Genomic DNA, 24,505 nt, shown 5'->3' with positions numbered 1-24,505 from the left:
GCCGAAGCAGAACGAGATACACTCAAATATATATTGCAGCATTACAATACCAAACGGGGCCATAGTTATAACAACTATTTATCACCAGTGATGATGGAAGCCGCCGCTTAATTTAAACACCTATAAAAGTGTACAGTTTTACTTGACCACTACACACCAATATTTCCTATGCAACAAAATTATAATTTAAATGCTTCCTACTTTAAGATCTTTAAGTTATTTTATTATGGATTTACAAATTATATTTTCTTTTTCAAGAATCTTAACTTCTTTTGTCAGTTTACTATATTGAACCGAGTTTTTTACTAGCGTATCCAAACGGGTACTTTCTGTTTTCTAAAGCTAGTATTGCTTGTCCTTGGTTATTTTTAGCTTTGGTTAATTCAGTGAAGAGACCTTGTTGATTTTTTTGTGTTTTTTGATGTTCTATCGTTAAGCGCTGAAATTTGTTTCTCCGCTGCAAATTTAATTGTTAATATAATGCCTACAGTAATTGCTGATTGATCTAGATATGTCAAATTTCCATCTAATCTCTAATTAAGTGCTATTAATACCGCTGCGCCACCAATAACACTAACAAGAATTGTGTCTTTTATAATTTGCTTTTCAGATTGAATAGCGGACTTTTTTGAATTTATCAAGTTTGTGGTAGTACAGTCTATCTGAGCTAATAAAAATATAATAGAGAGTATTGAAACTCTAATTTTTTTGACCATCATTTCCTTTTTATCGAAAATAAATAAAGGCTATTTAAGTATTGATTAGAGATGGATATTTTCAAGTTTTTATTTGTTTATAAGATAATTCAGTAGAGGCTGTGTAAATATAAGTGCGGAATGTTGTTTAATTGAGATGTCTATTTATATAAGTAATTTTAATTATGATGGAAAGTAGTTGAAGATGCTCATAATGAAAAGTCTGTGAAGGCAGCATAAATGTAACGGCTATTCCTATCGTGTTTTTATAAAAAAATATAGCAATATAGCAATATAGCAATATAGCAATATAGCAATATAGCAATATAGCAATATAGCAATATAGGTTATATAGTAGCTGATAGCTCTCTTGTTTTTTGGAAACTATAAGAGTGCCATCAGCCGATAAAAGAGGTTTCATTTACAAAATTATAAGTATTATCTTTAATGATGAAAATCGAAACTATCTATATTTTTAACTTAAACAGCACCTACTTCAATATCGTTAAGTTGTTTAATTGCAGAAGCTAACTTTATATTTTCTTTTTCAAGAATTTTAACTTCTTTTGCAAACTCTTTATGTTGAGCAGAATCTTTAACAAGCATATTTAATAAATGTTTTCTATTTTCTAGAGCTAGTTTTGCTTGTTTTTGGTTATCTTTAGCTTTAGTTAACTCATCAGGAAGGCCCTCTTGATTCTTTTTATATTTGTTAACGCTTGCTTTTAAATCTGCGTTGAATTTCGCAGCATTAGCATTTACTTTTCTAGCTTCTGTTAGTAATGCTTCATTTTGATCATTTTCTAATGTTACATCACTGAGCATTCCAATTTGTTCCATTGCGACAAACTGAGCAATTTTGGCAATAGCAATTGTGCCACCAATGCTAACCGCTAGCTGTACAGGGGCGGGCCAATTCTTACCAATTGTACTAATAAGTAGTGCTGATACAGCAACACCACCGACAGTACCAGCAACAGTGGCTTCTTTCATAATCTGCTCTTCAGTTGCAGACTGAATGACTAAATTTGTTGAATCGTTACTAAAAGGATTAGAACTTCCATTTTGTGCACAGCCTACCTGTGTAAATAAAATAACAGCAGATAGTATAGAAATTCCGGTTTTCTTAAGCATTATTTTTCTCTCAATTAAAATAAGTAAATCAAAGTAAAGCAAAGCAAAATGATGCTACTACACAACCTGTTCAGTAGTCTATAGTATGATTACAAATGTCAGAGCTGTGTATCATTAACATCATGATTAATGGATAAAATTGAAGGAAGTGGTATGACATCTAATGATGTATTAGCTGTTTTTAATTTAGTTTCGCTATTTCTGCAAAACTTAATCAATAAGTGTAGGAAGTTGTTTGATCGAGTACGTTAGTTATTTAAAAGAACGTTAATTACGATGATAGTTTGTGGCCTAGATCTAACGCCGATCATTACTCACCATTATAAGATTGATGATTTCCAGCAGGGCTTTGACGTTATGGGTTAAGGCATGTCAGGTAAAGTTATTCTCGATTGGGAATAAGTATTATTCTTATGATTAGAAAGCGATCTTTTTTTATTGCGATATAAAAACGTATTTGCATTAATGATGACTTACAAGGATCGTAAGTAAATAAAACCATCAATATGGATTACAATTAAACGATGAAGAGATAAAACTTCTATTTTTTGTTGATACGTAGCCTACTATTACCAGTATAATAACCCAGCACTCAGCCAATATCTGCTAGGAATAATGATGTCAGAGTTAGAACAACAGCTAGAACAACCAAAAGCGCCAAAAGAAATGACGCTAGAGCAGCAATTATTACAAAATAACCCATTACATGGTCTTAGCTTAGAGAAAATGCTAACAGAGTTAGTTGATCATTATGGCTGGGAAATTCTTGATACTGCAATGCGTATGAATTGCTTTAATACGAAGCCTTCGATTGCAAGTAGTGTTAAATATTTGAAAAAAACAGAGTGGGCACGTGAAAAAGTAGAGGCATTTTATTTGTCTCGTTTTAAACGTATGCCACGCGCATCTGAAGCTGAATTTGAACTTCCACCACGCATGCGTACGTTTGCTCATGGTATTAGTCCCAAAACACCAATGGAATTAACGGTTGAGTCTATTTTGCTATCACAAGCAAAAGCAGCATCAGCGCATAAAGAACGATCAAACAGTGGTCGTAATGGTGGTGGCCGTAGTAACGGTGGTCGTTCTCGCCGTTAATCATTGGTTACTAAATAGCAGTACTAATTTAGGGTGATGTATATCACGAAAGCTGCTATACTAGACAACAATTTAGAGAAAAAGTCGCCTATCTTGAGCGGCTTTTTTAATGCTTGATATATTCACAAATTTTGGAAACAGTACATTGATTTCAACAGCTAATATCACAATGCAATTTGGCGATAAGCCATTATTTGAAAACATCTCAGTTAAATTTGGTGGTGGCAACCGTTACGGCCTGATCGGCGCAAATGGTTGTGGTAAATCGACATTCATGAAAATCTTGGGTGGCGAACTAGAGCAATCTGGTGGCACTGTTTCTCTTGATCCTAACGAGCGCATGGCTAAGTTAGGTCAGGATCAATTTGCATTTGAAAACTACAGCGTTATTGATACTGTAATCATGGGCCATAAAGAACTATGGACTGTGAAAGAAGAGCGTGACCGTATTTACTCACTGCCTGATATGACAGAAGACGACGGCATGCGTGTTGCTGATCTTGAAGTTGAATTCGCAGAAATGGACGGCTACTCATCAGATGCGCGTGCAGGTGAACTTCTTCTTGGTCTTGGTATTTCAGAAGATCAACACTTTGGTCTTATGAGTGCTGTTGCTCCAGGTCTTAAAGTTCGTGTGTTATTGGCTCAAGTATTGTTTGCTAACCCAGACATCATGCTTCTTGACGAACCAACGAACAACTTGGACATCCATACTATTGCATGGCTTGAACAACTTCTTCTTGCGCGTAACTGCACAATGATCATCATTTCGCACGACCGTCACTTCCTAAACAGCATATGTACACACATGGCTGACTTAGATTACGGTGAGATGCGTATGTTCCCTGGTAACTACGACGAATATATGATTGCAGCAGAGCAATCACGTGGTCAGTTACAAGCCGACAATGCAAAGAAGAAAGCACAAATTGCTGAACTACAAACGTTCGTAAGCCGCTTCTCTGCAAATGCATCAAAAGCAAAACAAGCAACATCTCGTCAAAAGCAACTAGACAAGATTCAAATCACAGCTGTTAAAGCGTCTAGCCGTCAATCTCCATTCATTCGTTTCGATCAGGAAAAAGAACTGTTCCGTAACGCACTTGAAGTTGAGAACCTAAAGCAAGGTTACGGCGATAACATTCTTATCAATGGTGTAAATCTATTGGTAGAAGTGGGCGAGCGCATTGCTATCATCGGTGAAAACGGTATTGGTAAATCAACCTTCCTTAATACGCTAGCGGGTAAAATGGACCCAATGGCAGGTATGGTTAAGTGGTCTGAAAATAACAATATCGGCTTCTACGCTCAGGATCACAGCTCAGATTTCGCTGAAGACATTACACTACTAGAGTGGATGGGTCAGTGGAAGAAAGAAGGCGACGACGAGCAAGTTGTTCGTGGTATCCTTGGTCGTATGCTGTTCTCACAAAACGATATCAAGAAATCAGTTAAAGTGATTTCTGGTGGTGAGCAAGGTCGTATGTTGTTTGGTAAGCTAATTATGCAACGTCCAAACATTCTATTGATGGATGAACCAACCAACCACATGGATATGGAATCTATCGAAGCCTTGAACCTTGCACTTGAGCACTTCAAAGGTACATTGATGTTCGTATCACACGACCGTCAGTTTGTAACGTCTGTTGCAACACGTATCATTGAAATCACGAAAGATGGCGTAGAAGACTTCCACGGCACTTACGATGAGTACATTGCTAAGAAAGCATTAATTGGTTAAGTTTCATTATTAATGAAGCGGCCTAAGCCAAAGAATTAAATAAAAGCCGCCTTTATTAAGGGCGGTTTTTTTATAGATAAATTTAATGTGTTCATTCACGTAATCTCAATATTTAAGGGAAATCTATGAAAATTTGGGTTGATGCAGATGCATGTCCAAACGTAGTGAAAGAGATTCTTTTTCGCGCAGCAGATCGCGTTAAAATAAGTGTAACGCTAGTGGCGAATCAATATATCCGCACACCACCATCACCATTTTTACGCTCGATTCAAGTAGAGCAAGGCTTTGATGTGGCTGATAACTATATTGTTCAGGAATGCGAAGTAGGGGACTTGGTGATCACCGCTGATATTCCTTTAGCTGATGAACTGATCACCAAAGGCGCACACGCATTAAATCCACGCGGTGAGCTTTACACTAAAGACACCATCAAGCAACGCCTACAAATGCGTGATTTTATGGAAACCATGCGCAGTAGTGGAATTCAGACTGGTGGACCGTCTGTATTAACACAAGCTGACCGCCAAAATTTTGCTAATAAGCTTGATGCTTTCTTATCTAAAAACCATAAGATACAATAAGTTATAACTATGGAGGTGAATGCTGTTTTACCTCCTTTTATCCCTTCAGTTGTATTCATATTTCTTCTTATTTTTCTGCTAAATCTACTTAGTCCTATAATTCTATTCCGTTTTGTTATTTCAAATATTGAATTTCCTGCAAGAGCTATCATGAAACTATCCATCCAACCCCGTCATTCCCTACAGTGAATGCCCGCGAGGGCGATAGGGAATCTATTTACCACGTGTCGAAATCTTAAATAGTGCGAATATGAAGCATTATAGTTTTTAGAAATGTGAATGTGTTGCAGGTTGATCGGCTTGGTAGTTAAGGTACGACAGAATCGCTTGGTGATCACATTGAGTTCGCCACTTTAGCTGACTCAAATCTGCCCCTGAACGAGTTAGGACAAATACTCATTCATTTGATAATGTAAATTAGATGACAAAGCCTATCCACTATCTATCCATCAATATTTCAATATAATACGCTACAAGCAATTTCTAAACCTGCTTGTAGCGCGTGTTTATAACTAATTCAATATACGGCTAAATCTCGAACGGAACGCCCTTTCGCCGCCTTCCATTTGATTACAAATATGACTTTTAACTTGCTGTTCTTGAAGCGCTCCGCAGATATGAGGACGTAGTCCATCTTTATCATGGATCATACTGATTACATACTCTGCATCACCATTAACAACAATCGGCGCTGAATGAGAAACAATAATAAGTTGTCGTCTCTTTTTATTTAAGGTAATAGCTGGGATAACACTATCACTTAGCATTAAGCAATCTAAATCGTCCTCAGGCTGATCAATAAGCAATGGATCGGTGCCATACGATAATAAAAACTGAAGCATGCTAGCTGCTTTTTGCCCTGGTGATGCTGATTCAATATCTTCCATACGGCCAGATAATGCTTTATAACGTATATCAATGCCGTCCTCAGGAAACCAACATAGTAAGTTATCAAAATCATCGACAGTTAACTCACTAATACGGCGTTTATATGAACCATGTATTACTTGATCAATACTTATGCCTTTTACTATTTTTTCGTGTACAATTTTTGCGTTATTAAGTAACTCATATTTTTTATCTATCACTTTACTGTGAGGAGCTATAGTATTTAATAAAATAAATTCTGAAAGAATACCTGTTCTATTTTCTTGATCATATATTTTGTCTTTAAATGTCGATATGCCCGTAGCGAGTTGATAACTATCAACTATTTTAGTTTCTAGCGAACTAAGAGGCAGAATTTTAATCGTTAATCCATTAAGTTTTAACGTATCTATAAACGCTTTTCTACTAGCTGATAATAACTTTCTGTGATTTATCATTTCTAAATAAATACACTTAATATTTTCTTTAGTTTCTGCTATTAAAGTGGTTAGCTCACGGAAAGATTCTATACGATGCTGTATATCTGTACGCTCCAGCAATAACTGATCTAAACCATCAGGATTTAAACCTTGCTCTTTTAATAGAGCTGCTGATTTTTCTGCATTCTCTGAAGCTATCTTGATATTTGCAGCCATATTAGTCATCAAACAACCGCCTTGAAGCTTTGCGAATTGCTCTCTTGCTTCAGCTAACGCACTATTGACTTTTAGTTTGAATTCTTTCTTTATATCAATAGCCTGAGATTTCAAGTGTTGGCATTCTTGAGAATTAGATTTGCGATCATCTACATCTACAGGATCACTTTTTACGAGCTCTGAAATAATATCAAATATGGATAATTCAGTTGAAAAAAGAGTTTCAATTTTTCTCTTTTCTTCTTCTAAAGCTGTAATCTTTGTTTTTTCAGTATAGTACTTACTGTTATTTAAACCTGATATAGCTCTTTCATGATCAGTTAATTCTCCTTGTAATACTGATAGTATTTTTTCCTTTGCTTTATATGTTCTAAGGTTTATTCTCGCGGCTTTAAAATCACGGACAAGCTGCTCACTTTTTTCTGTCCACTGCCGCTTATTTACTATTGGGCTTTCATCACAGATATCCAAAAAAGCACGCGGATTAGATGCTAATTCAAATAGCATTTTTTGACTAAATATCTGCAAATTAAATCGATCATCAGACCAATTTTTATCCTCAATCCATTCGCCGTCACCAGTTTGTAGATAAAGTGCTGTTATATTTTCAGGACGCCAACATAATTTATAATGATGACCATCCTTTTTATAAAAACAAATTATTTCAGAATTCGCTTCCATGCCTTTGCCAATGGACTTAAACTTATCAAATGTAACCTTTTGAGCATGTGCCAATTTTGTATATTTTCGCATTCCTAATCGAATACTTTCGACTAATGTAGATTTACCACTACCACGAGATCCAATAACTGCATTATAAAATGGATTAAATTCAATCTCGACAGCTTGTCCATCTATAGTATGGCAATGCTTTGTATTCAATATGAGTTTTGTAAGTTGCAAATTCGGTTCGATAGGCGGTATATCGTCAAGTAGAACACAATTATCATGATCTAAAATAGCTGTTTTCAAACCATCAAAATTAAGCATAGACATCTTCAACCAGCAAGAGCGTTGACCACTATGATCCGGATGATGTGCATCCGATCCTCTAACTTTAGGCAGATGTTCTATCAATTTACGATGAGTGCCATTTGTAATGCCTGCTAGATCATATCTAATCTCAATCGCATTGGGGTTCGAGTTAAAGAGTGCATTCAGTTCCCCTTCGTTAGTTATACTTAATGCGCCTTTTGTAGCATCTATATGAGCAAGTATACTAATCGCATTTGAGCTTTGTATAAATTTCACTATTTGTGCGGCACTACACTGCAGAACCAACTCATGATTGCCTTTTGTACGATCAGTTGCAGCTCCAGAATTACATACACCAATCAGTCTTTCAATATCACTCCCACTACTATTCTCATCGAATATGGCAAGAATATGTACATTTCCAGTCGCGGTTAATTCAACACCAGGGAAAATCGTGAGTGGGCGATACCCTTCTAAGCCAACAGTCGATGCCTCTTGTTTCATGAGTTCAAGTTCAGACTTTAATACATCAATATTAGAACCCGAATTATGATCGGATATAACAACGGCATCAATATCCTTAGACATATAAGACAATAACCATTGTCGATGTGTAAGTTCTAGTTCCTTATAATCATTAGAAGCCGTTGTGTGATTATGAAAGTCAAATCGAAACCATTTTGAGCCAACTGGCATAAATATTACCCTTTTTTAATATAAGTAATTTAGCTATTGCGCAGAATCATACTCCTTATAAAACATGTTGCCTACGTTGGCTAATACGCTGTAACAATTTAATATGTATTAATAAAGGTATTGATTACATATTAGAAGAATCTGGCTTCTAAAAGTAGGACTAAAAGTTGCCCACTACGCCCAGCGCCCGCCAGTTGAGGATAGACACGTAACAATTTCGCATAAATAGATTTACTGTTAAATGACCGCCCATCGAGGCGGTTTTTATATCCTAAAAGGTGCTTCATGGAGGAGTTATCTATACTTTTTCTAATACTTACAAACCTGAATAGAACGGGCTGTTTAACAAGGTTTCTGTCCAAAAACGACCTGGAAGAAAACATTAAACCCCTATAACTTTTCTTCAAAATATCTATTAAATTCAGTTACTCCCTACAATGAATCCCGCGAGGGCGAGAGGGGATCACTATTAACGTATAATAAAATGAATATTTCATTGATATCTTTTAAGCTCGATCACGTGGTGAGTAGATCACGGATAGTTCGTTCCTTACTTCCGAGATGACGGATAATAACCAGTCTCATCTGTTGCCCGTCATTCCCCACAATAAATATTCGTGAGGGTGATAGGGCATCTACCATCAGCGTGTCAGAATGACTATTTCATTGCGTCTTTCAGGCTCAAATACGCGCTAAATAGATCACTGATAGTTTGTGTCTTACTTCCTAACCAGCGCCATAACCTTTTTCTCGTAATATTCTTCATCTATCTCTTTTTAATATAAATTATGCCAACTCATCATTCTTGAAATCTTTGTCACTTTTAATGGTGAATGCTTTTAATGCTAAAAAAGCATATTCTTACTTTTTTAGTAAAGGACCGTTGAATGAAATTTAATCGAAAAAAAATAACGACATTGATTCGTTCGGTAATGACCGTTTCAGCATTATTAACCTGTGGATCAGCTTTGGCTGCCGATAATGTGACGAGTAATGCGCTAGATTGGCATGTCTTAGATGGCGTTACGGTTAATAGCACAACGTCTTTGTGTTCGAACTCAACGGTAAAAGTGTGTAACGGTAGTATTTTGAATGCGCTGTATGCCAAAAATAACTTCATGCCGTACTGGTTAAACCCAGTGCTTGTCAATGCAATCATGCCGCAATTACAAGCGCTTGCGGATTCCAATACGCTACCAGGTATGAAGCAGCGTCTAAAAGAGTTAAAGAGGTTAAAGGCATTGACGGATCAGCGTGGATTTGATCTGTTACTAACCGATACGTATTTGGTTTACGTGGATTATGTGCATCAATTACTGCAAGATCCTCGACCATTATACAATTCACATCAAGTTAAATTGATGCCTTTGACATTAAAAATGGCGCAGAATTATTTCCCATTAACGGCTCAAAAAATCAATTCTCTTATTCCTTCTTCGCAATTTGTTCCAACAATGGGGGTGATTAACCACCTATTAAGCTTGCCAGCTAATCCACTTGATTCGAGTAATGTTCATTTTGATAAGGTTGTTTACCTCGGTGATTCCATCCCTTATGGTCCTAAAGTAGCAACAGTGCTTTGGAATTTGAGGTATTTAACTCAGCCTCAGTATCAACAGATTATTGCCCAAACGACGATTAAAAATATCGGAATGATGAATCAAGCGATTAAAACCTTTGAAGGGAATTATGGTTTGAAGATGGATGGTATTATGGGTCCTGATGTTGTGAGCCAATTAACACGCCCTTATTCTGGCTTGGCGCGTATTACGGCATTGAACTTACAACGTGAACGTTTTGCGCAATTGGAAGGGAATGGTCCACAAATTATTGTCAATATTCCTGATTTCAAAATGACGCTATACGATAATAACAAGCCTGTGTTTGAATCGAATATTATCGATGGTATGCCAAAACGCCCAACCAATTTGTTTCAGTCATACATTAATACGGTTGTGATTAACCCTTACTGGTATGTACCTGAAACAATTAAAGTTAAGAATATTATTCCAGCGGCTAAAGCGAATCCTAATTTTCTAAAAAATAACCGTATTGATGTTATTGAAAGTTGGAGTAATCGCTCTGTCGTGCCACCACTTTCAATAGACTGGGCAACAGTGAACCCAAAGACATTTACACATCAATTCCGTCAAGATACCGGCCCTGAAAACGCTTTAGGTCGAGTGGCATTCCTGATGCCTGATTCGTTTGCTGTGTATATGCATGATGAATCACAATCAGAGTATCCATTGTTTAAACGCCATCACCGCGATTTCAGTTCTGGTTGTATGCGTGTTCAAAAACCACGTCAGATGGCTACGATGATTTTGTCTTATCAAAATATGCCGACATTACCGTCTGTTGACGATATGATTAATACCAATAAGCACCGTGAGATTGGCTTGGATACGCATGTAAAACTTGATGTAGCTTACTTAACGGCTTGGGTAACACCAACAGGTCAGTTAGAGATGCGTCATGATATTTATGGTTATGATAACCCTCGATCTAAACCGATTCAGAATCAATTTATTTCGATTCCAAACTATCGTACGCATCAACGTATTAAATTGGCATTGAATGGTCAAAGTAGTTAATTGAAACATAGGACACCCATAACTCTTTATGCAAGAAAGTAGAAATAATCAACGTTATTATTTGTTGTAATATTAAAGCTGCCTATCGTCACTCCCGACTGTAAATATTCGAGAGGGGGATAGGAAATCTATTGTTAGCGCGTTGAGACTTTAAATAATATAAGATGTGGGTGTCCAGTATCGTTTTGGACACCCATAAATAGTTAGTGGTTTGAGACATAAATGGTTACTGATGCGGCACACGATATCAATCACGTATTGCGAGTCGTTAAGATAGCTAAAGCAGGTTTATTTAGATCAACTCGTGAATGAGGTTTTATCACCGTTATCATTCGCTATAAAATTAATGCCTATCACTTCATTTTCTACAGTAAGTCTCCATAAAATAGTAGGGAGCCTTAACAACTACAGATATGGCTGTCCTATGTTTTGTAAAGCTACTGTTTTTTGTTATCAATAGTAATCATACATAGTTAACATAAACCTCTGGATTGGTGTGTTAGTCTGCGCTCTTTATAATTCAGTAAGTCGTGATTATGGTCTCAGAGCATTTTAATGGTAAATTTGAAGTAGAGCTTAAATATCGATTGAAGTCTACATCTCAGTTTTTAGCGATATTAAAATCAATGACGTATGAAATTATGCTTCAAGATAATATAGAATCTGATTGTTACTTTGACACTCCAAAACAACAGCTTTTGGCTGAAAATAAAAGTCTCTGTATTCGTGAAATGGCACCGTCAGGTATTAAGCTTTGGATCGTAAAAGGACCAGAAACTGACCGCTGTGAAGCCGTAAATATTACTGATGTGAATAAAGCGAAAAGTATGCTGACAACGATGGGTTATCAAATTGTATTGGCGATGAAGAAAACCCGCAGTATCTATTTTGTGGGTAAGTTTCATATTACTGTCGATCATCTTGATGGGGTAGGTGACTTCGCTGAATTTGCCATTATGACTGATAATGAAAGCTTACTTGATGGTTATCGGTCTGAATTGATTATATTAGCCAATAAGTTTGGTTTGAGTGCGATAGATCTAGAACATCGTTCTTACCGACAAATGTATTCGGAAAGTTGTACTAAAAATAAATAACACTAATTGTTATTATATGTAGTGAATAAGCATAACTATAATAGGGAATGTATTTATGATTAATGTATTAATATGGTTTAAAAATATATTTTATGTGTTTTTATTCTTATTTGCGTCTCTTTCTTTTTCGAAAGAATTTAAAGAATCTATAATTGATAGTGGACATTCTAAAGGATCTGATTATATAGCGATGTTTAATATTAGTTATGAAGATAAGAATAATATAATTAATCATAACTTTAATGTTTTTGTGAAATCAGAAATTGAAGAAAGTTTTATGACTTGTGGTGATGTTCAGTTATGTACTAGTTCAATCATGGTTATACCAATCAAAAATGATGAAGTATTAATTACATATTCTTTAAATACAATAAAACAAAATAGAAGTATTAGTGTAAATAGTAAGTTGATATTGGCATTAAATGAATACGCGCGATTATACCGATCTCAAACGACGACAAAGATAGATGATATTGCCTTACCAAATACTAATGAACAAAATGTTAGTGTTATTTTAAAAATAATAAAAAATGAGCAATAACCTAATTTTACTGGTAAATCTATAAATATAATCTCCACGAAAAGATATTCAAGGTGTACAGCAATTGGCGCGGCAGTTAGCACAACGAGAGGGCAATGGGTTGCTGAACTTGATGGGGCTTGACTGTCAGCGTTATTGCGTAAATAAAAGGCCCTTAATGAATAAACTAACTATCCGTTTATGTATTAAGGGCTTTATGTTAGTGGCGATATTTATTGATCAATAGCTTAAAGGCAGCTTTCAAAACCTTCAAAGTTAGGTGCGCCTAAATAAATATCTTTGTTGCCACGCGCGTTAGCATGGGCTTTTCGGAATGGTTCTGATTGTGTCCACTCTTCAAATGCTTGGCGAGAGTCCCATACTGAATGAGAAGCAAACAAGGTATAGTCATCATTAGATGCTCCTTGCAGTAAATTAAATGACTGAAAACCAGGGACAGTATCGAGATAAGTTTCACGATTTTTCCAGATATCGATAAATTCTTGTTCAGAACCTAAACGAATTTTGAAACGGTTCATTGCAATGTACATACGATGCCCTTAGTGATTTTTACTATAGATAATCTTTATTATTATCATATCAATGGTCGAATTGACCACTGATAAAAATAGAATATGTCTTTGCTAAAAAAGTAATAACTAATTATTACTATCATAATTTAGCTTATCGTACGTAACAGTAATAAAATTAGCACCCTTTTGAAACTATGGAAATTTCAGGTCCGTCTGTACCAAAATTCTTATTAATTTGTATTCCTGATTTTTTGTCATTGTTATCGTTAGGTTTTCGACAAAAGCCGACATACTGATCTGCACCTACCCATGAGAGTAAATAACATATCGTCTTTTTGATTAATCCTAACTCATGTTTATTACTATTATGGCTTGATGATGAGCCTGTTTGAGATTTTGCTGCTGTACTTAAATCAGTGTATAGAACAAAGCATTGGGTGTTAAAAGCTTCAGTAGCTGACATTTTATTAATAGGGTATTGAGAGAACATCATTAAACCAGCGACAGATTTATGGAAGTTAGCCAAAATATTTACTGATGGAACCATCGGATGCCATTGATTAGCATCTGTTATTACTTGAACAATGCCATCTTTTGTTGCAGTAGGATAGCCTTGAGCCATTCTTATATTACTACCTGCAATTTTAATTATGGCTGAAGTATTATCTTTGCCTGCAAGAATAGCTTTTGTATGAGCTAATTTTGCCGAAGTTTGAAGTGTGGATGCTAGTTGATCTAGGTTTGCTTTACGGGCGTCAGAGCTGATCCCCATAAATTTTGGGGCTGCTGTGACAGCTAAAATACCGAGAATAACAATAACAATAACTAGTTCTATTAGTGTAAATCCTTTATTCATTTTTCACTCGTAAAGGTGTTGTGGATTCTTTTTAAGAATACTACTAGAAATAATAAATACCTAATAATAGAGATTGTGATTGTATTTGGGATTTTAACATTCGGTTATGTGATCTATGACTAAGTAGTGAATTCTTTTGGGGTATAACATAATATCAGTTCAAGAGAATAGGCAACAATTGTTATTGTATTCATAGTGTTATATTAGGTTGTTCTTATTTTCCATCTTGATAGTAATGTTAATGAATTTATGATTTGGAGAGACAAATGAAGGCTGTTTTTTCTGGTAAAGATTGTAATAAAGAAAGTTCTACATACTGGTTTGATGTATCTATCAATATTACGGGTGAAGCCGATGGTCTTATTCTCGGTGTTGTCGAAAGCCAGAATGATGATATTTGTATTGTAGACTGTGAATCACATGGTATTAAAGGGGCATGGTTTGCGCCTTATGTAACAAATTTGCCAGATTATGTATCTAATGTAGAAAGAGCGATGTAGTCGTTTTCACACTTTTTAATGGCATGTTTGATGGGTGGCCTAATGAGCCACCCTTTTTGTTGTTAATTATAAGATGACGAACAATTAATTAAGCTGTTCAATCGGCTTCTTTTTTTTCAATAAATGCGGTAATAATTGCATGGTTGCGACAGAGCCAACAATGACGATAATACCTATTATTGATAATGAAGTGAGATGAGCCGCTTTTATAATATTTGGCCACCATCCCATTGTGACAACAAATGCTGTTGATATAAAACTGATCACTGGGGCAACAGCAACAACAGCACTGACTTGAGCTGCCGGCCAGAAAACTAACGCTTTAGCTAATGCACTATAAGCAATTAACGTATTGAATGCACAAAATAAAGCAATACTCCAATCAAACGTTGTTAGTACGGTAAATTGAGTAAAATCCGTTAATGGTGTTAATAGGACCATACCTATACCAAAAACACACAGTAAAACATTAGAGGTTGATATTTTAGCCATTAGTGATTTTTGTAAAAGGGTATAACACGCCCAAGATAATGCTGAAAACTCAATAATACCTACACCAATTAATACTTTACTATCTGTATTTATATGTCCGCTAATATGGGGATGGAAGAAAAGAATGATACCAACAGCGAGTGTAAATAAACAAGATAGTTGAATCGCCGTTAAGCGTTCTTTAAAAAACAATAGACTGCCAAAGGCAAGAAAAAAAGGAGCAACTTGAAAATTGAGCTGTGCTTCTCCTGGCGATAAATATTTTAAGGCTAATACAAAAGTAACATAGTTAAGTGTTAAAAAAATACCTGCAAATAAAAGTTTAATGATTTCCTTTATGGTTATTTTTCGAAATTGCTGCAAATTATTAGAGGTTAATTGAAGAATAAAAAGGATAATAAAAGCAATAAAGAAACGGAACCAACTCAATGATGTTGCATCAATAAATTTTTCAGAAAGTTTTAGTGCAATAGGCAATATCCCCCAGAATAAAAGTGTAATACTACTGTAAAGTAGGCCAAGCTTATTATTTGTCATAATGATTGTTCTTTATGTAATGATATAAATCTCAAGTAATATAAATGAAGTACCAATAGTATTGTATGACAAATATCAAGAGGGGAATGATTGAGCGTATATCTATATTTATTTAATTGATTTATATATTTATAAATCTCGTCATTTGTGTTTTTTGATGCTATTTTTTGTTTGAAAATTGAGAATTAAAATAGTTAATGCTGATAAGGTTAGGATTTTCTTATAGTTAAAGTTGTTGTTGCCTGCTTTCATCAGACTCGGTATTGGGTATAATTACTTAATCATTAAGGTATTTACATGTGTAAGCATCATTTAAGAGGTAGTTATGTCTAACAAATATGAGTCAATGGTCGGTGATTATTGTGTTGTTGTAAACGCAATTGAGTCTTACGTCGCTTCTAAAATTACAGACTTTGAGTATTGGGATGCTGAAGGTTCTAAGTTTTTTGTAGATACTGAATCAGCAACATATATGTATGACTATGTTGAAGCCGCTATCATTCTGGGTGTTTCAGAAGTACAAATGCAGCACTTTTTTGTGGTGCATTGTTGCCTAGGTGATTATTTAGACGGGCTTATTGGTGAAAAAGATCCTGAAGCTTGGGATATGAAAGATCAACAATTAGTGGTGACTTATACTGATAATTCAGAAGATGTATTTCAAATCTCTGATATCTGTGAATTAATGACTAAAACAGAAGCTGCTGGTTGGACTTATGCTGAGTTAGTGAAAGCTGAGAAAGTATTGCAACAACAAGCAAATAGTTAATATTAATTCCAAAGGCTAGGTGTGTGCTGAAAAGTAGGCACTTAGTTCAAGCTGCAATTATTGATAAAAAGAAAAGACAGGACACCCATAAGATCGCTATTTTGTGATAACTCATTGTTATTTATTCAAATCGATTACACTTTTATAAAGCGTAATGTATGGCTGTCCCATCTTTTTTTGTTTTTTTTTGCTTAACGATAAGCCATAATTGCTTCTTTAATGCTCGTATATTCTGTTTTTTGATCTAATATTTTTAATAAATGGGTTGTTTCAACTAAGCGTCTAAACCTAGGATGCTCAATATTAACAAACAGTAATGTAACGTTTCGGTGGGTTAGTTTTTGATTTAATACTTCAATTTTATCAACTGCGGTTAAATCCATATCACTAATACTGCTTGCATCAATAATCACTAAACGCAGTAAAGTGCGAGTATTGGCTAAATTTAAAATACGTTCTTCAAAATATGAGAAGGTTGTAAAATATAATGGTGCTGAAAAATGAAGTACGGCAATATCTTCTTCGGCTGATAAATTCTGTTCTGGATTTAAACGTGAACGGTGACCCCAATGATCGCAGTCAGGCTCTCGAAATAACTCTTCACAATTTGGTCGAGTGATAATAAATACACTGTGTAGTAATGATAATAAAACGCCAAACATTACCCCAATATCAATTCTGAAAGTAACGATCATTAACATGGTTGCTAAACATAAATAGAATTCTTGACGATTTTGATGGTAAATCCGCTTAATTTCATTCCATTTGAAAATACTCAAACCCACATACATTAAAATTCCAGCTAAGGTTGCTTTGGGAATTAAATGGAAAATGTTCTGAGCATAGAGCAACACAAGGCAAATAACGGCAGCTGAAAATAATGCTGCCCATTTTGAGTGCGCGCCACCTTGTTGAATTAACATGCTACGTGGTGGGCTAGCATTACCAGGGAAGCCTCCGATTAAACCTGATAAAACCGAACCTAAGCCAATACCTGCAAAGTCGCGGTTAAAATTGGGCGTAGTGTTGCGATCTTTAATGGTGCTAGACACCGCTGATGTTTGGACAATACAAATCATGGCGATCAATAATGCTAACGGAAAAATTGTTAATGCTTGATGCCAAGGTAGGCCAATAAAAGCCCAATGAAGTTCAAATCCTGCTGGATTTGATAATGTTGGAATATTAATGCTGTGTGCATTTAAAGCCATTTCAATTGTAATACTGATCGCCAAAGCAATCAGTGCGGCAGGAAAGCGTTTATATTGGCGACTAAACCAAAAAATAAAAGCAAATACGCCACCGCCAATAAAGGTTGTAATGATATTTAGCTGCTCTATGTGTAATGCTAAATGATAAAGCGCTTGAAAGGGTGATGATGAATTATGTGGTAAGCCTAAAATTGAGGGTAGTTGGCTAACAATGATATGTATTGAGACTCCCGCTAAAAAGCCCAACGTTACTGGGTAAGACAGTAAATTGGCAACCCAGCCTAATTTAAAGGCATAGACACACAGTAAAATTCCTCCGACAAGTAATGCTAATAACGAAGCCAATGCCATGTATTGTACGCTGAATAATGTTGCGTAACTTGCAAGACTCACGGCAAAAATAGGTGCGATGGTTGAATCAGCACCACAAGATAAATAACGATTGCAGCCAAAAAGGAAAAAGCCAAGACTGGATACAACAAAAACATATAAACCATAAATAACTGGGAAACCAGCTAAATGTGCTGTTGCCATTTGGGCTGGTAATGCAATAGCTGCGACGGATAATCCTGCGAAAAGATCCTGACGCCATGCCATTATATTATGTACTTTGTTCTGCATTGATAGTTCGCTTTCATATGACAATATATAATCAACGTGCATAATCTCATTATTTTTTAGAATATCAAAACAGATAATGCAGAAGATATCGTTATAACACTTTGAATAAGTGAATATAAATATAGGATAGCTGTAGATAAAGAAAAGAATAGTTATCTTATGTTGTCGGTGTTCTTATTTTATATTTCAGATAGTTAAGGCGTATGTATGATAAAAAAACATCATGAGTATGTTTATTTGTGGCAAAGATTTAAAATATACAATGTGTTATGAATAAAGTGATTAGTTTTATTTAACCACCTTATCCATATAGAAAAATTAAGCTAATTGTGTGTGTGCGATGGGTTTCATTCTGATGATTAATGCGATTAATGGCGTTACGATAGCAAGTACTAAAACGCCATTCCATCCTACATGCTGGTAAAGATAGCCGCCGACAGCTGATCCTATTGCCATTCCAATAAATACAAATGTAAATAAGATCGAATTAAGGCGTCCTCTAGCTTCAGGTTTTAGGCTGTAAACAATCGTTTGATGTGATACTAATGATGAGTTAATACCAAAATCAAACAAGATGACACAGATAACTAAAAACGCTATTTGGATATGTATGGTCAATAGTGGAATAAATAACATCGCGATAAATGAGAATATAACGACGCTTATACTGACTAATAGTATTTTATTTGCGCCTAAGCGATCAGATAATCCGCCAGCTAGAGGTGCTGCGATAGCGCCTGCTGCCCCAGCTAATCCAAAAGCCCCTGCCGTTGCGCTGCCTAACCCATAATGATGAGAAAGAAATACCGCTAGTGTTGTCCAAAATGCACTAAATGCAACTGATAGTAATCCTTGAGCGATGACTGATTGTCTTAATTGCGGATATTGATGCCATAGTGGTTTTAAGGATCCCATTATTTGTTTATACGTTAATGTGTTTTGAGCGGGCATTGTTGGTAATGAAAAATAAAAATAGATAATCAAGACCATAATCGATGCTGCTGCAAGTTGGAATATAACGGCCCATCCCAAAAATTGACCAATAATACCGCTAAATACGCGCGATAAGAGTATGCCTGATAACAATCCGGTCATTACAATGCCGACTGATTTCCCTCGTTGACTTGGTGGTGTGATTGCCGTACTCGCGAGAACGATATCTTGTGCTGAGGTGGCTAAAATACCAATTAATAAGCTCATTATTAATAAATTTGGAAAGGTAGATGTAAGGCTACATAACCACAATGCAGCACAAAGGAATATTAATTTAGAGATGATCAATTTTTTACGATTTACCATATCACCTAAAGGGACAAGAAATAAAATGCCCAATGCATAGCCTATTTGCGTTAGCGTGGGTACGAGTCCGACTTCACTGATTTTTAAATGAAAGGCATGTGATAATAAACTGATAATAGGTTGGCTATAATAAATTGAAGCAACACTAAATCCGGCACCAACGGATAAACCAAATAATTGTTTAAGTGGTAATGTTTCATTATTTTTCAGCGTATTAGCCTTAAGTGTCATTGTTGTATCCGTGTGCAAAAAATGTCTAATAGGAATATGACAGAAGCGATATCTCTTTTATAGAGGGCACCATCGTAAAATTGTTATACACTCAACGTATGAATATACATAATCCTAAAAATCTTGATCGAATTTTGTTACTAACAACGTGGGTGAGAATAGTTGAAGCTGGCAGTTTAAGTGCTGCGGCAAAACAGCTAAAGACGACTCAGCCTACGGTTAGTCGACGTTTACAATCGTTAGAACAAATATTTAAATGCAAGTTAATGTTACGTACTACGCATCAATTAAAATTAACTGATGAAGGGGATACCTGCTATCAATATGCCAAGCAATTGTTAGAGCAGTGGTCGATATTAGAAGATACGGTAGGAAGTGATACTGCGATAATTAAAGGCCGATTAAGAGTAAGAGCCCCACATGCTTTTGGACAGCAACAATTAATCAAACCGTTAATGGAATATTTAACAATTTATCCTGAAATGCGTATTGATTGGCTTTTGAATGATACTTCACCTGATTTTCTTGCCGATAATATTGATTGTGCTATTCATGTCGGGGCGATTACAAATCCAAATGTTGTGGCGAAACTGATTGGCTATGTGCCACGTATTATTGTCGCAGCACCGGAAGTCATAAAAAAACACGGTGATATTAAGAATATTTCTGAGTTACAACAATGGCCTTGGATCGCGGTTAGTACATTTTATAATCATGAGTTAGCACTAAAAAATACGCTATCAAATGAGTTATCGGTATTAGGGCTTGATCCGATTCTATCAACCGATAATCTTTATTCAGCATTGGAATGCATTAAAGGTGGACTTGGTATCGGTGCAATATCGTCATGGTTAGTTAAACCTTATTTATTGACTAGCCAACTAGTCCATATTGCAGAAAATTGGCAAGCAGATCCATTACCTGTTTATTTTGTTTATCCATATTCAAATTATTATTCTAAAAGATTGCGGTTATTTATGGAAATAATGACGAAAGGGATCCAACAAATGATCGGAATAGATCAAAATGATGATCATATAAAAATGTAGATTATTTATAAGATCCTAACATTAATGAGCAATGATAATGATGTTTACATTGCTCATAGAACAATTTGTGTTAAGTCGCCAAGTAAGATGAAAATGCACTAAATGTAATCGACAGTAGTTCTGATGTTATAAATGATTGATTATCTAAATATATTGCATGTTTATGAATGTTATATTCCAATACAGAGTACATTTAATCTGTATAATTATTCGCTCACTTTCATGTACCATGGGAATTAAACCATGCTGTCAGATACACCCCGATTACCAACTGTCACAGAATCATCTTTTTTATTAAGTATGATTACTCTTATATTAATGGCTGGAATATTATATGCACGCCTTGATGTGCATATCTTATTAATTTGTACCGTTGTTCTTACGATGCTATTTAGTTATCGTTGTGGTTATGGTCTCACTAAACAAATAGATCTTATTGGTGATAGTTTAAAAGAAGCAACAGGCGCAATGTTTGCTTTTATTCTTATTGGTATGATCATTGGTGTTTGGATTTTATCCGGCACTATTCCTGCCTTAATTTATTATGGTCTTAATTTTGTTTCCGCTGCGTATTTCTTACCCGCAGGATTTTTAGTTTGTTGTGCAATCACTTATGCGACAGGCACGAATTGGGGCGCAGCCTCTACGATTGGCGTTGCGTTAATTGGTATGGGGTTAAGCTTAGGATTTCCTTTGCCTGTTATCGCCGGTATGATCATTTCTGGTGGGGTTTTCGGGGTGAATTTATCACCTGTTTCAGACGTCACTATACTGGCATCAGCCACTGTTGGTAGCCAAGTACAAGACCATCTTAAATCACTTTCTATTGTTGGCTTACCGACAGTGATTATCGCGACAGTTATCTATTACTTTATGGGTAATTACTATATTGGAATGGGGACAACGAGCGTAAATCATATTGTCGAATTACAAAATACAATTAGCCATATTTTTCAGATTACTCCCATTGTTTTATTACCAATAATAATCACATTGGGAATGACTTTATTTAAAGTACCCTCACAGATAGCCTTATTTTGTGGTATTTTTTGTGGTGCGATCATTGCGGTAATTATTCAGAGCCAACCATTAAATCAAATATTCTCATCCTTAAATATGGGGTATCAAATTCCATCTGGCGATCCTCTTCTCGATAAATTACTTATTCGTGGTGGGATCCAAAGTATGATGTGGACTTTCTCTTTAGCTTTTATTGCATTAGGTATGGGTGGGTTATTACAGCATATTGGTTTTCTTCGCGTATTATTAAAACGTATTTTACCGCATATTCGTTCTACTTTTAGTTTGGTTGCAACCACGCTTTTTACCTGTGTACTTGGTAATATGGCAACCAGTGAAGTTTATATCTCAATGATTTTAAATGGTTCACTTTATAAAGAAGTGTATGCTGAACGCGGTTTATCCCCACATATGTTAAGCCGATTACTTAATGAAGGCGCAATGACCTCTGGTATGTTGATTCCATGGACAACGGCAGGGGCATTTATGACGGCAACATTAGGTGTTAGTCCCTTTGTATATGCGCCTTATGCGGTATATGTGTGGCTTGTTCCTTTAATTACTTTGATGTCTGTTGCTATTGGTAAAACAGTATTAATTCCAACCTTATCAGAGAATGTATAATGAACAATGTTATAACTATAACATGTGGATTATGCAGTACTGGTTGCCGTATTAATGTTCATTATAATGAGCATAATCAATACTCAATAAAAGGCGATAAACGCGATCCCGTTACGCATGGCGCATTATGTAAAAAAGGGCTTCATGCTATTGATATTATGCTTCATCCTGAACGCTTAACTCAACCATTAAAGCGCACAGGTAAGCGTGGTGAAGATCAATGGATAACGATCAGTTGGCAGCAAGCGCTTGATGAAATTGCTTTAAAGTTTAATCACACTCAAAATACGTTTGGTGACAATAGCTTATTTTTTAGTTACGGCTACTCAAAAGATTTTATTAATACTCAGTTATTGAAATTAGCCAATGCTGCTAATAGCGCTAATATTCATGGTCCTGAAACAGTCTGTTGGGCACCATCAAAATACGGTAAAGAATATACGCTAGGCTATAATCCGGGTGCTGATATTAATCAACATACTGATTGTATTATATTTTGGGGTGTTAATAAGCATAATACCCGTTTTACTGAAATGCGGGCTATTAACCATGCAATAGAGCATGGCGCTACAACGATTTGTGTTGATCCTCAACAAACGCATCATGCTAAAAATGCAAATTATTGGTTACCACTGGTGCCAGGATCTGATCTTGCGTTAGCGATGACAATGATTAAAATTATTATCGATAAAGCGTGGTATGACACCGCATTTGTTGCTGATTTTTGTTATGGATTTTCAGCATTACAAAGCCATATTGATCAATTAGATTTATCGTATCTTGCTAATGAGTGTCAATTATCCATTGAGATGATCACTGATATTACACAGCAATACATCAACGCTAAATCTGCGGTAATAATAACAGGTAATGCGCTTGACCATAATCCGGATAGTTTTCAAGTTAATCGGGCTATTGCAATATTAATGGCGTTATCCGGTAATATTGAAATTCAAGGCGGACAATCAAAACCCCAAGGCAAATCATTAGTTAATGGCAGGTGGCCTTATGATCCACAAGATGTTGATCAATTATCGCTAACGATCAGACAGCACAGTGTTGGATCGCCACCGATCCCTGAGTATTTCAGAGCCACCAGTCAGGGCTTAATGGATGCGATGTTAACAGGTCAGCCTTATTCGATAAAAGCAGGGTTGATTGTTGGTACTAATCCAATGACCAGTTGGCCTGATAGCAATAAAGTTAAACACGCTTTTGAGCAACTTGATTTTTTAGTGGTATCTGAATTATTTATGACGCCAACAGCCATGATGGCGGATATCGTATTGCCCGCTGCCAGTTTTTTTGAGTATGCCGGTGTGACTCAAGGACAAGATGGATCGATTCATTATCAGGCGTCATTACAGCAGATTGGTGATGCAAAGCCTGATCATCAAATTATTGCCGAAATTGGTCACGCAATGGGGATCATGCCTGTTTATAATGACAATGATTTTTGGAAATCAGCGTTATCACCCGTTAATATTGATTTAATGCAATTAAAAGCACAAACAAGCATTCTTGCAGCTGTTGAGAACCAACAGATATTATCTTATTTATCGGTAGGTTTTGATACGCCCTCAGGGAAAGTTGAATTATATAGCCAAAAATTGCATGAATTAACCTTGGATCCTATTCCCGTATATAGACCTAATTTATCCGTAACAGATCGCTATCCATTAAGAGTCACTACGGCTAAATCTCGACATTATATGTTTTCTCATGGACGTCAAATATCATCATTAAGAGCGAGGCATCCTTTGCCTATTGTGAAAATTCATTCATCGTTAGGGGAAAAGGAGCACTTAAAAGAGGGTGATATTGCGGCAATAGAAACTGCGCCAGACAAGATTATTTATCAACGAGTTAAATTTGATGATAATTTAAATATTGATACCATTATTGCGGATTTGAGTTGGTGGTTTCCTGAAATGAAAAGTAAGCAATTATCAGGTGCTTTTATATCAAATTATAATGTATTAACGAGTACAGATACCGGTACTCATTCAGATATAGGTAGTTTTTATATTAATGGCTTGCCTTGTCGTATATATAAAGCGACTAATATCGAATTGTCGACGATCTAAATAGAGAAAACCACATCTT

The 24,505-nt window shown here is 35.7% G+C and carries 19 protein-coding genes; 12 read left to right on the top strand and 7 right to left on the bottom strand.

Going from position 1 to position 24,505, the window contains the following annotated elements:
* Positions 1 to 1,175: 1,175 nt before the first annotated feature.
* The gene (locus CIK00_RS10325) at positions 1,176 to 1,829 is read right to left on the bottom strand and encodes a hypothetical protein (protein WP_101768787.1); all 654 of its coding nucleotides are present in this window, start codon (positions 1,827 to 1,829) and stop codon (positions 1,176 to 1,178) included.
* Positions 1,830 to 2,105: 276 nt separating this feature from the next.
* Between CIK00_RS10325 and CIK00_RS21695 the strand changes: the two genes are divergently transcribed.
* The 4 genes from CIK00_RS21695 to CIK00_RS10310 all read left to right on the top strand — a co-directional run bounded on the left by CIK00_RS21695 (position 2,106) and on the right by CIK00_RS10310 (position 5,249).
* A complete protein-coding gene (locus CIK00_RS21695) occupies positions 2,106 to 2,195 on the top strand; it encodes an L-threonine 3-dehydrogenase (RefSeq protein ID WP_232599269.1) in 90 nt (29 codons plus the stop codon).
* A gap of 300 nt (positions 2,196 to 2,495) precedes the next feature.
* Complete coding sequence (locus tag CIK00_RS10320; RefSeq protein WP_101768794.1) at positions 2,496 to 2,927, top strand: VF530 family protein; 432 nt, start codon at positions 2,496 to 2,498, stop codon at positions 2,925 to 2,927.
* 145 nt (positions 2,928 to 3,072) lie between these two features.
* On the top strand, positions 3,073 to 4,668 hold the full coding sequence (locus CIK00_RS10315) for an ABC-F family ATPase (protein WP_144043157.1): 1,596 nt from the start codon (positions 3,073 to 3,075) through the stop codon (positions 4,666 to 4,668).
* Positions 4,669 to 4,793: 125 nt separating this feature from the next.
* On the top strand, positions 4,794 to 5,249 hold the full coding sequence (locus tag CIK00_RS10310; protein ID WP_101768785.1) for a YaiI/YqxD family protein: 456 nt from the start codon (positions 4,794 to 4,796) through the stop codon (positions 5,247 to 5,249).
* Positions 5,250 to 5,761: 512 nt separating this feature from the next.
* On the opposite strand, the gene ppl is transcribed toward CIK00_RS10310, so the two are convergent.
* Positions 5,762 to 8,443 (bottom strand): anti-phage protein Ppl, encoded by a 2,682-nt coding sequence (ppl, locus tag CIK00_RS10305; RefSeq protein ID WP_101768784.1) that lies wholly within the window; start codon positions 8,441 to 8,443, stop codon positions 5,762 to 5,764.
* A gap of 887 nt (positions 8,444 to 9,330) precedes the next feature.
* Between ppl and CIK00_RS10300 the strand changes: the two genes are divergently transcribed.
* From CIK00_RS10300 to CIK00_RS10290, 3 genes are all read left to right on the top strand, one after another.
* Positions 9,331 to 11,040 (top strand): L,D-transpeptidase family protein, encoded by a 1,710-nt coding sequence (locus CIK00_RS10300; protein WP_101768783.1) that lies wholly within the window; start codon positions 9,331 to 9,333, stop codon positions 11,038 to 11,040.
* A 536-nt stretch (positions 11,041 to 11,576) separates the two neighbouring features.
* Positions 11,577 to 12,137 (top strand): class IV adenylate cyclase, encoded by a 561-nt coding sequence (cyaB, locus tag CIK00_RS10295; RefSeq protein ID WP_101768782.1) that lies wholly within the window; start codon positions 11,577 to 11,579, stop codon positions 12,135 to 12,137.
* A 55-nt stretch (positions 12,138 to 12,192) separates the two neighbouring features.
* Positions 12,193 to 12,678: a hypothetical protein gene (locus CIK00_RS10290; RefSeq protein ID WP_101768781.1), complete on the top strand. Its 486-nt coding sequence runs from the start codon at positions 12,193 to 12,195 to the stop codon at positions 12,676 to 12,678.
* A 227-nt stretch (positions 12,679 to 12,905) separates the two neighbouring features.
* Here CIK00_RS10290 and CIK00_RS10285 read toward each other — a convergent pair whose 3' ends face one another.
* Together CIK00_RS10285 and CIK00_RS21660 are read right to left on the bottom strand one after the other, a co-directional pair.
* On the bottom strand, positions 12,906 to 13,208 hold the full coding sequence (locus CIK00_RS10285; RefSeq protein ID WP_101768780.1) for an antibiotic biosynthesis monooxygenase family protein: 303 nt from the start codon (positions 13,206 to 13,208) through the stop codon (positions 12,906 to 12,908).
* A gap of 157 nt (positions 13,209 to 13,365) precedes the next feature.
* On the bottom strand, positions 13,366 to 14,046 hold the full coding sequence (locus CIK00_RS21660; RefSeq protein WP_101768779.1) for a pilus assembly FimT family protein: 681 nt from the start codon (positions 14,044 to 14,046) through the stop codon (positions 13,366 to 13,368).
* 266 nt (positions 14,047 to 14,312) lie between these two features.
* Here CIK00_RS21660 and CIK00_RS10275 point away from each other — a divergent pair, with 266 nt between their 5' ends.
* Positions 14,313 to 14,546, top strand: coding sequence for a hypothetical protein (locus tag CIK00_RS10275; protein ID WP_101768778.1), 234 nt, complete (start codon positions 14,313 to 14,315; stop codon positions 14,544 to 14,546).
* Positions 14,547 to 14,630: 84 nt separating this feature from the next.
* Here CIK00_RS10275 and CIK00_RS10270 read toward each other — a convergent pair whose 3' ends face one another.
* On the bottom strand, positions 14,631 to 15,575 hold the full coding sequence (locus CIK00_RS10270) for a DMT family transporter (protein WP_101768777.1): 945 nt from the start codon (positions 15,573 to 15,575) through the stop codon (positions 14,631 to 14,633).
* 325 nt (positions 15,576 to 15,900) lie between these two features.
* Here CIK00_RS10270 and CIK00_RS10265 point away from each other — a divergent pair, with 325 nt between their 5' ends.
* Complete coding sequence (locus CIK00_RS10265; RefSeq protein ID WP_101768776.1) at positions 15,901 to 16,344, top strand: hypothetical protein; 444 nt, start codon at positions 15,901 to 15,903, stop codon at positions 16,342 to 16,344.
* 191 nt (positions 16,345 to 16,535) lie between these two features.
* Here the strand turns inward: CIK00_RS10265 and CIK00_RS10260 are convergent, their stop codons facing one another.
* Positions 16,536 to 18,176, bottom strand: a complete 1,641-nt coding sequence (locus CIK00_RS10260) for a SulP family inorganic anion transporter (RefSeq protein WP_167388547.1) — start codon at positions 18,174 to 18,176, stop codon at positions 16,536 to 16,538.
* Between the two features lie 318 nt (positions 18,177 to 18,494).
* On the bottom strand, positions 18,495 to 19,706 hold the full coding sequence (locus CIK00_RS10255; protein ID WP_101768774.1) for an MFS transporter: 1,212 nt from the start codon (positions 19,704 to 19,706) through the stop codon (positions 18,495 to 18,497).
* 98 nt (positions 19,707 to 19,804) lie between these two features.
* On the opposite strand from CIK00_RS10255, the gene CIK00_RS10250 reads away from it, so the two are divergent.
* The 3 genes from CIK00_RS10250 to CIK00_RS10240 all read left to right on the top strand — a co-directional run bounded on the left by CIK00_RS10250 (position 19,805) and on the right by CIK00_RS10240 (position 24,486).
* On the top strand, positions 19,805 to 20,755 hold the full coding sequence (locus CIK00_RS10250) for a LysR family transcriptional regulator (protein ID WP_101768773.1): 951 nt from the start codon (positions 19,805 to 19,807) through the stop codon (positions 20,753 to 20,755).
* Positions 20,756 to 20,998: 243 nt separating this feature from the next.
* On the top strand, positions 20,999 to 22,399 hold the full coding sequence (locus CIK00_RS10245) for a Na+/H+ antiporter NhaC family protein (protein ID WP_101768772.1): 1,401 nt from the start codon (positions 20,999 to 21,001) through the stop codon (positions 22,397 to 22,399).
* A complete protein-coding gene (locus tag CIK00_RS10240; RefSeq protein WP_101768771.1) occupies positions 22,399 to 24,486 on the top strand; it encodes a molybdopterin-containing oxidoreductase family protein in 2,088 nt (695 codons plus the stop codon). Before CIK00_RS10245 ends, CIK00_RS10240 begins: the two co-directional genes overlap by 1 nt.
* Positions 24,487 to 24,505 lie beyond the last annotated feature (19 nt).

The organism is Photobacterium carnosum (assembly GCF_002849605.1).
Taxonomy (GTDB): Bacteria; Pseudomonadota; Gammaproteobacteria; order Enterobacterales; family Vibrionaceae; genus Photobacterium; species Photobacterium carnosum.
Note: the sequence above shows the minus strand (reverse complement) of the source record. Positions and strands in the feature narration are given on the sequence as shown.

Excerpts from the sequence above, each read along its gene's own strand:
- CIK00_RS10325 (WP_101768787.1), bottom strand. The coding sequence starts at position 1,829 with ATGCTTAAGAAAACCGGAATTTCTATACTATCTGCTGTTATTTTATTT.
- cyaB (WP_101768782.1), top strand. The coding sequence starts at position 11,577 with ATGGTCTCAGAGCATTTTAATGGTAAATTTGAAGTAGAGCTTAAATAT.
- CIK00_RS10320 (WP_101768794.1), top strand. The coding sequence starts at position 2,496 with ATGACGCTAGAGCAGCAATTATTACAAAATAACCCATTACATGGTCTT.
- CIK00_RS21695 (WP_232599269.1), top strand. The coding sequence starts at position 2,106 with ATGATAGTTTGTGGCCTAGATCTAACGCCGATCATTACTCACCATTAT.
- CIK00_RS10300 (WP_101768783.1), top strand. The coding sequence starts at position 9,331 with ATGAAATTTAATCGAAAAAAAATAACGACATTGATTCGTTCGGTAATG.
- CIK00_RS10240 (WP_101768771.1), top strand. The coding sequence starts at position 22,399 with ATGAACAATGTTATAACTATAACATGTGGATTATGCAGTACTGGTTGC.
- CIK00_RS10290 (WP_101768781.1), top strand. The coding sequence starts at position 12,193 with ATGATTAATGTATTAATATGGTTTAAAAATATATTTTATGTGTTTTTA.
- CIK00_RS10265 (WP_101768776.1), top strand. The coding sequence starts at position 15,901 with ATGTCTAACAAATATGAGTCAATGGTCGGTGATTATTGTGTTGTTGTA.
- CIK00_RS10285 (WP_101768780.1), bottom strand. The coding sequence starts at position 13,208 with ATGTACATTGCAATGAACCGTTTCAAAATTCGTTTAGGTTCTGAACAA.
- ppl (WP_101768784.1), bottom strand. The coding sequence starts at position 8,443 with ATGCCAGTTGGCTCAAAATGGTTTCGATTTGACTTTCATAATCACACA.
- CIK00_RS10310 (WP_101768785.1), top strand. The coding sequence starts at position 4,794 with ATGAAAATTTGGGTTGATGCAGATGCATGTCCAAACGTAGTGAAAGAG.
- CIK00_RS10260 (WP_167388547.1), bottom strand. The coding sequence starts at position 18,176 with ATGCAGAACAAAGTACATAATATAATGGCATGGCGTCAGGATCTTTTC.
- CIK00_RS10270 (WP_101768777.1), bottom strand. The coding sequence starts at position 15,575 with ATGACAAATAATAAGCTTGGCCTACTTTACAGTAGTATTACACTTTTA.
- CIK00_RS21660 (WP_101768779.1), bottom strand. The coding sequence starts at position 14,046 with ATGAATAAAGGATTTACACTAATAGAACTAGTTATTGTTATTGTTATT.
- CIK00_RS10250 (WP_101768773.1), top strand. The coding sequence starts at position 19,805 with ATGAATATACATAATCCTAAAAATCTTGATCGAATTTTGTTACTAACA.
- CIK00_RS10245 (WP_101768772.1), top strand. The coding sequence starts at position 20,999 with ATGCTGTCAGATACACCCCGATTACCAACTGTCACAGAATCATCTTTT.
- CIK00_RS10255 (WP_101768774.1), bottom strand. The coding sequence starts at position 19,706 with ATGACACTTAAGGCTAATACGCTGAAAAATAATGAAACATTACCACTT.
- CIK00_RS10275 (WP_101768778.1), top strand. The coding sequence starts at position 14,313 with ATGAAGGCTGTTTTTTCTGGTAAAGATTGTAATAAAGAAAGTTCTACA.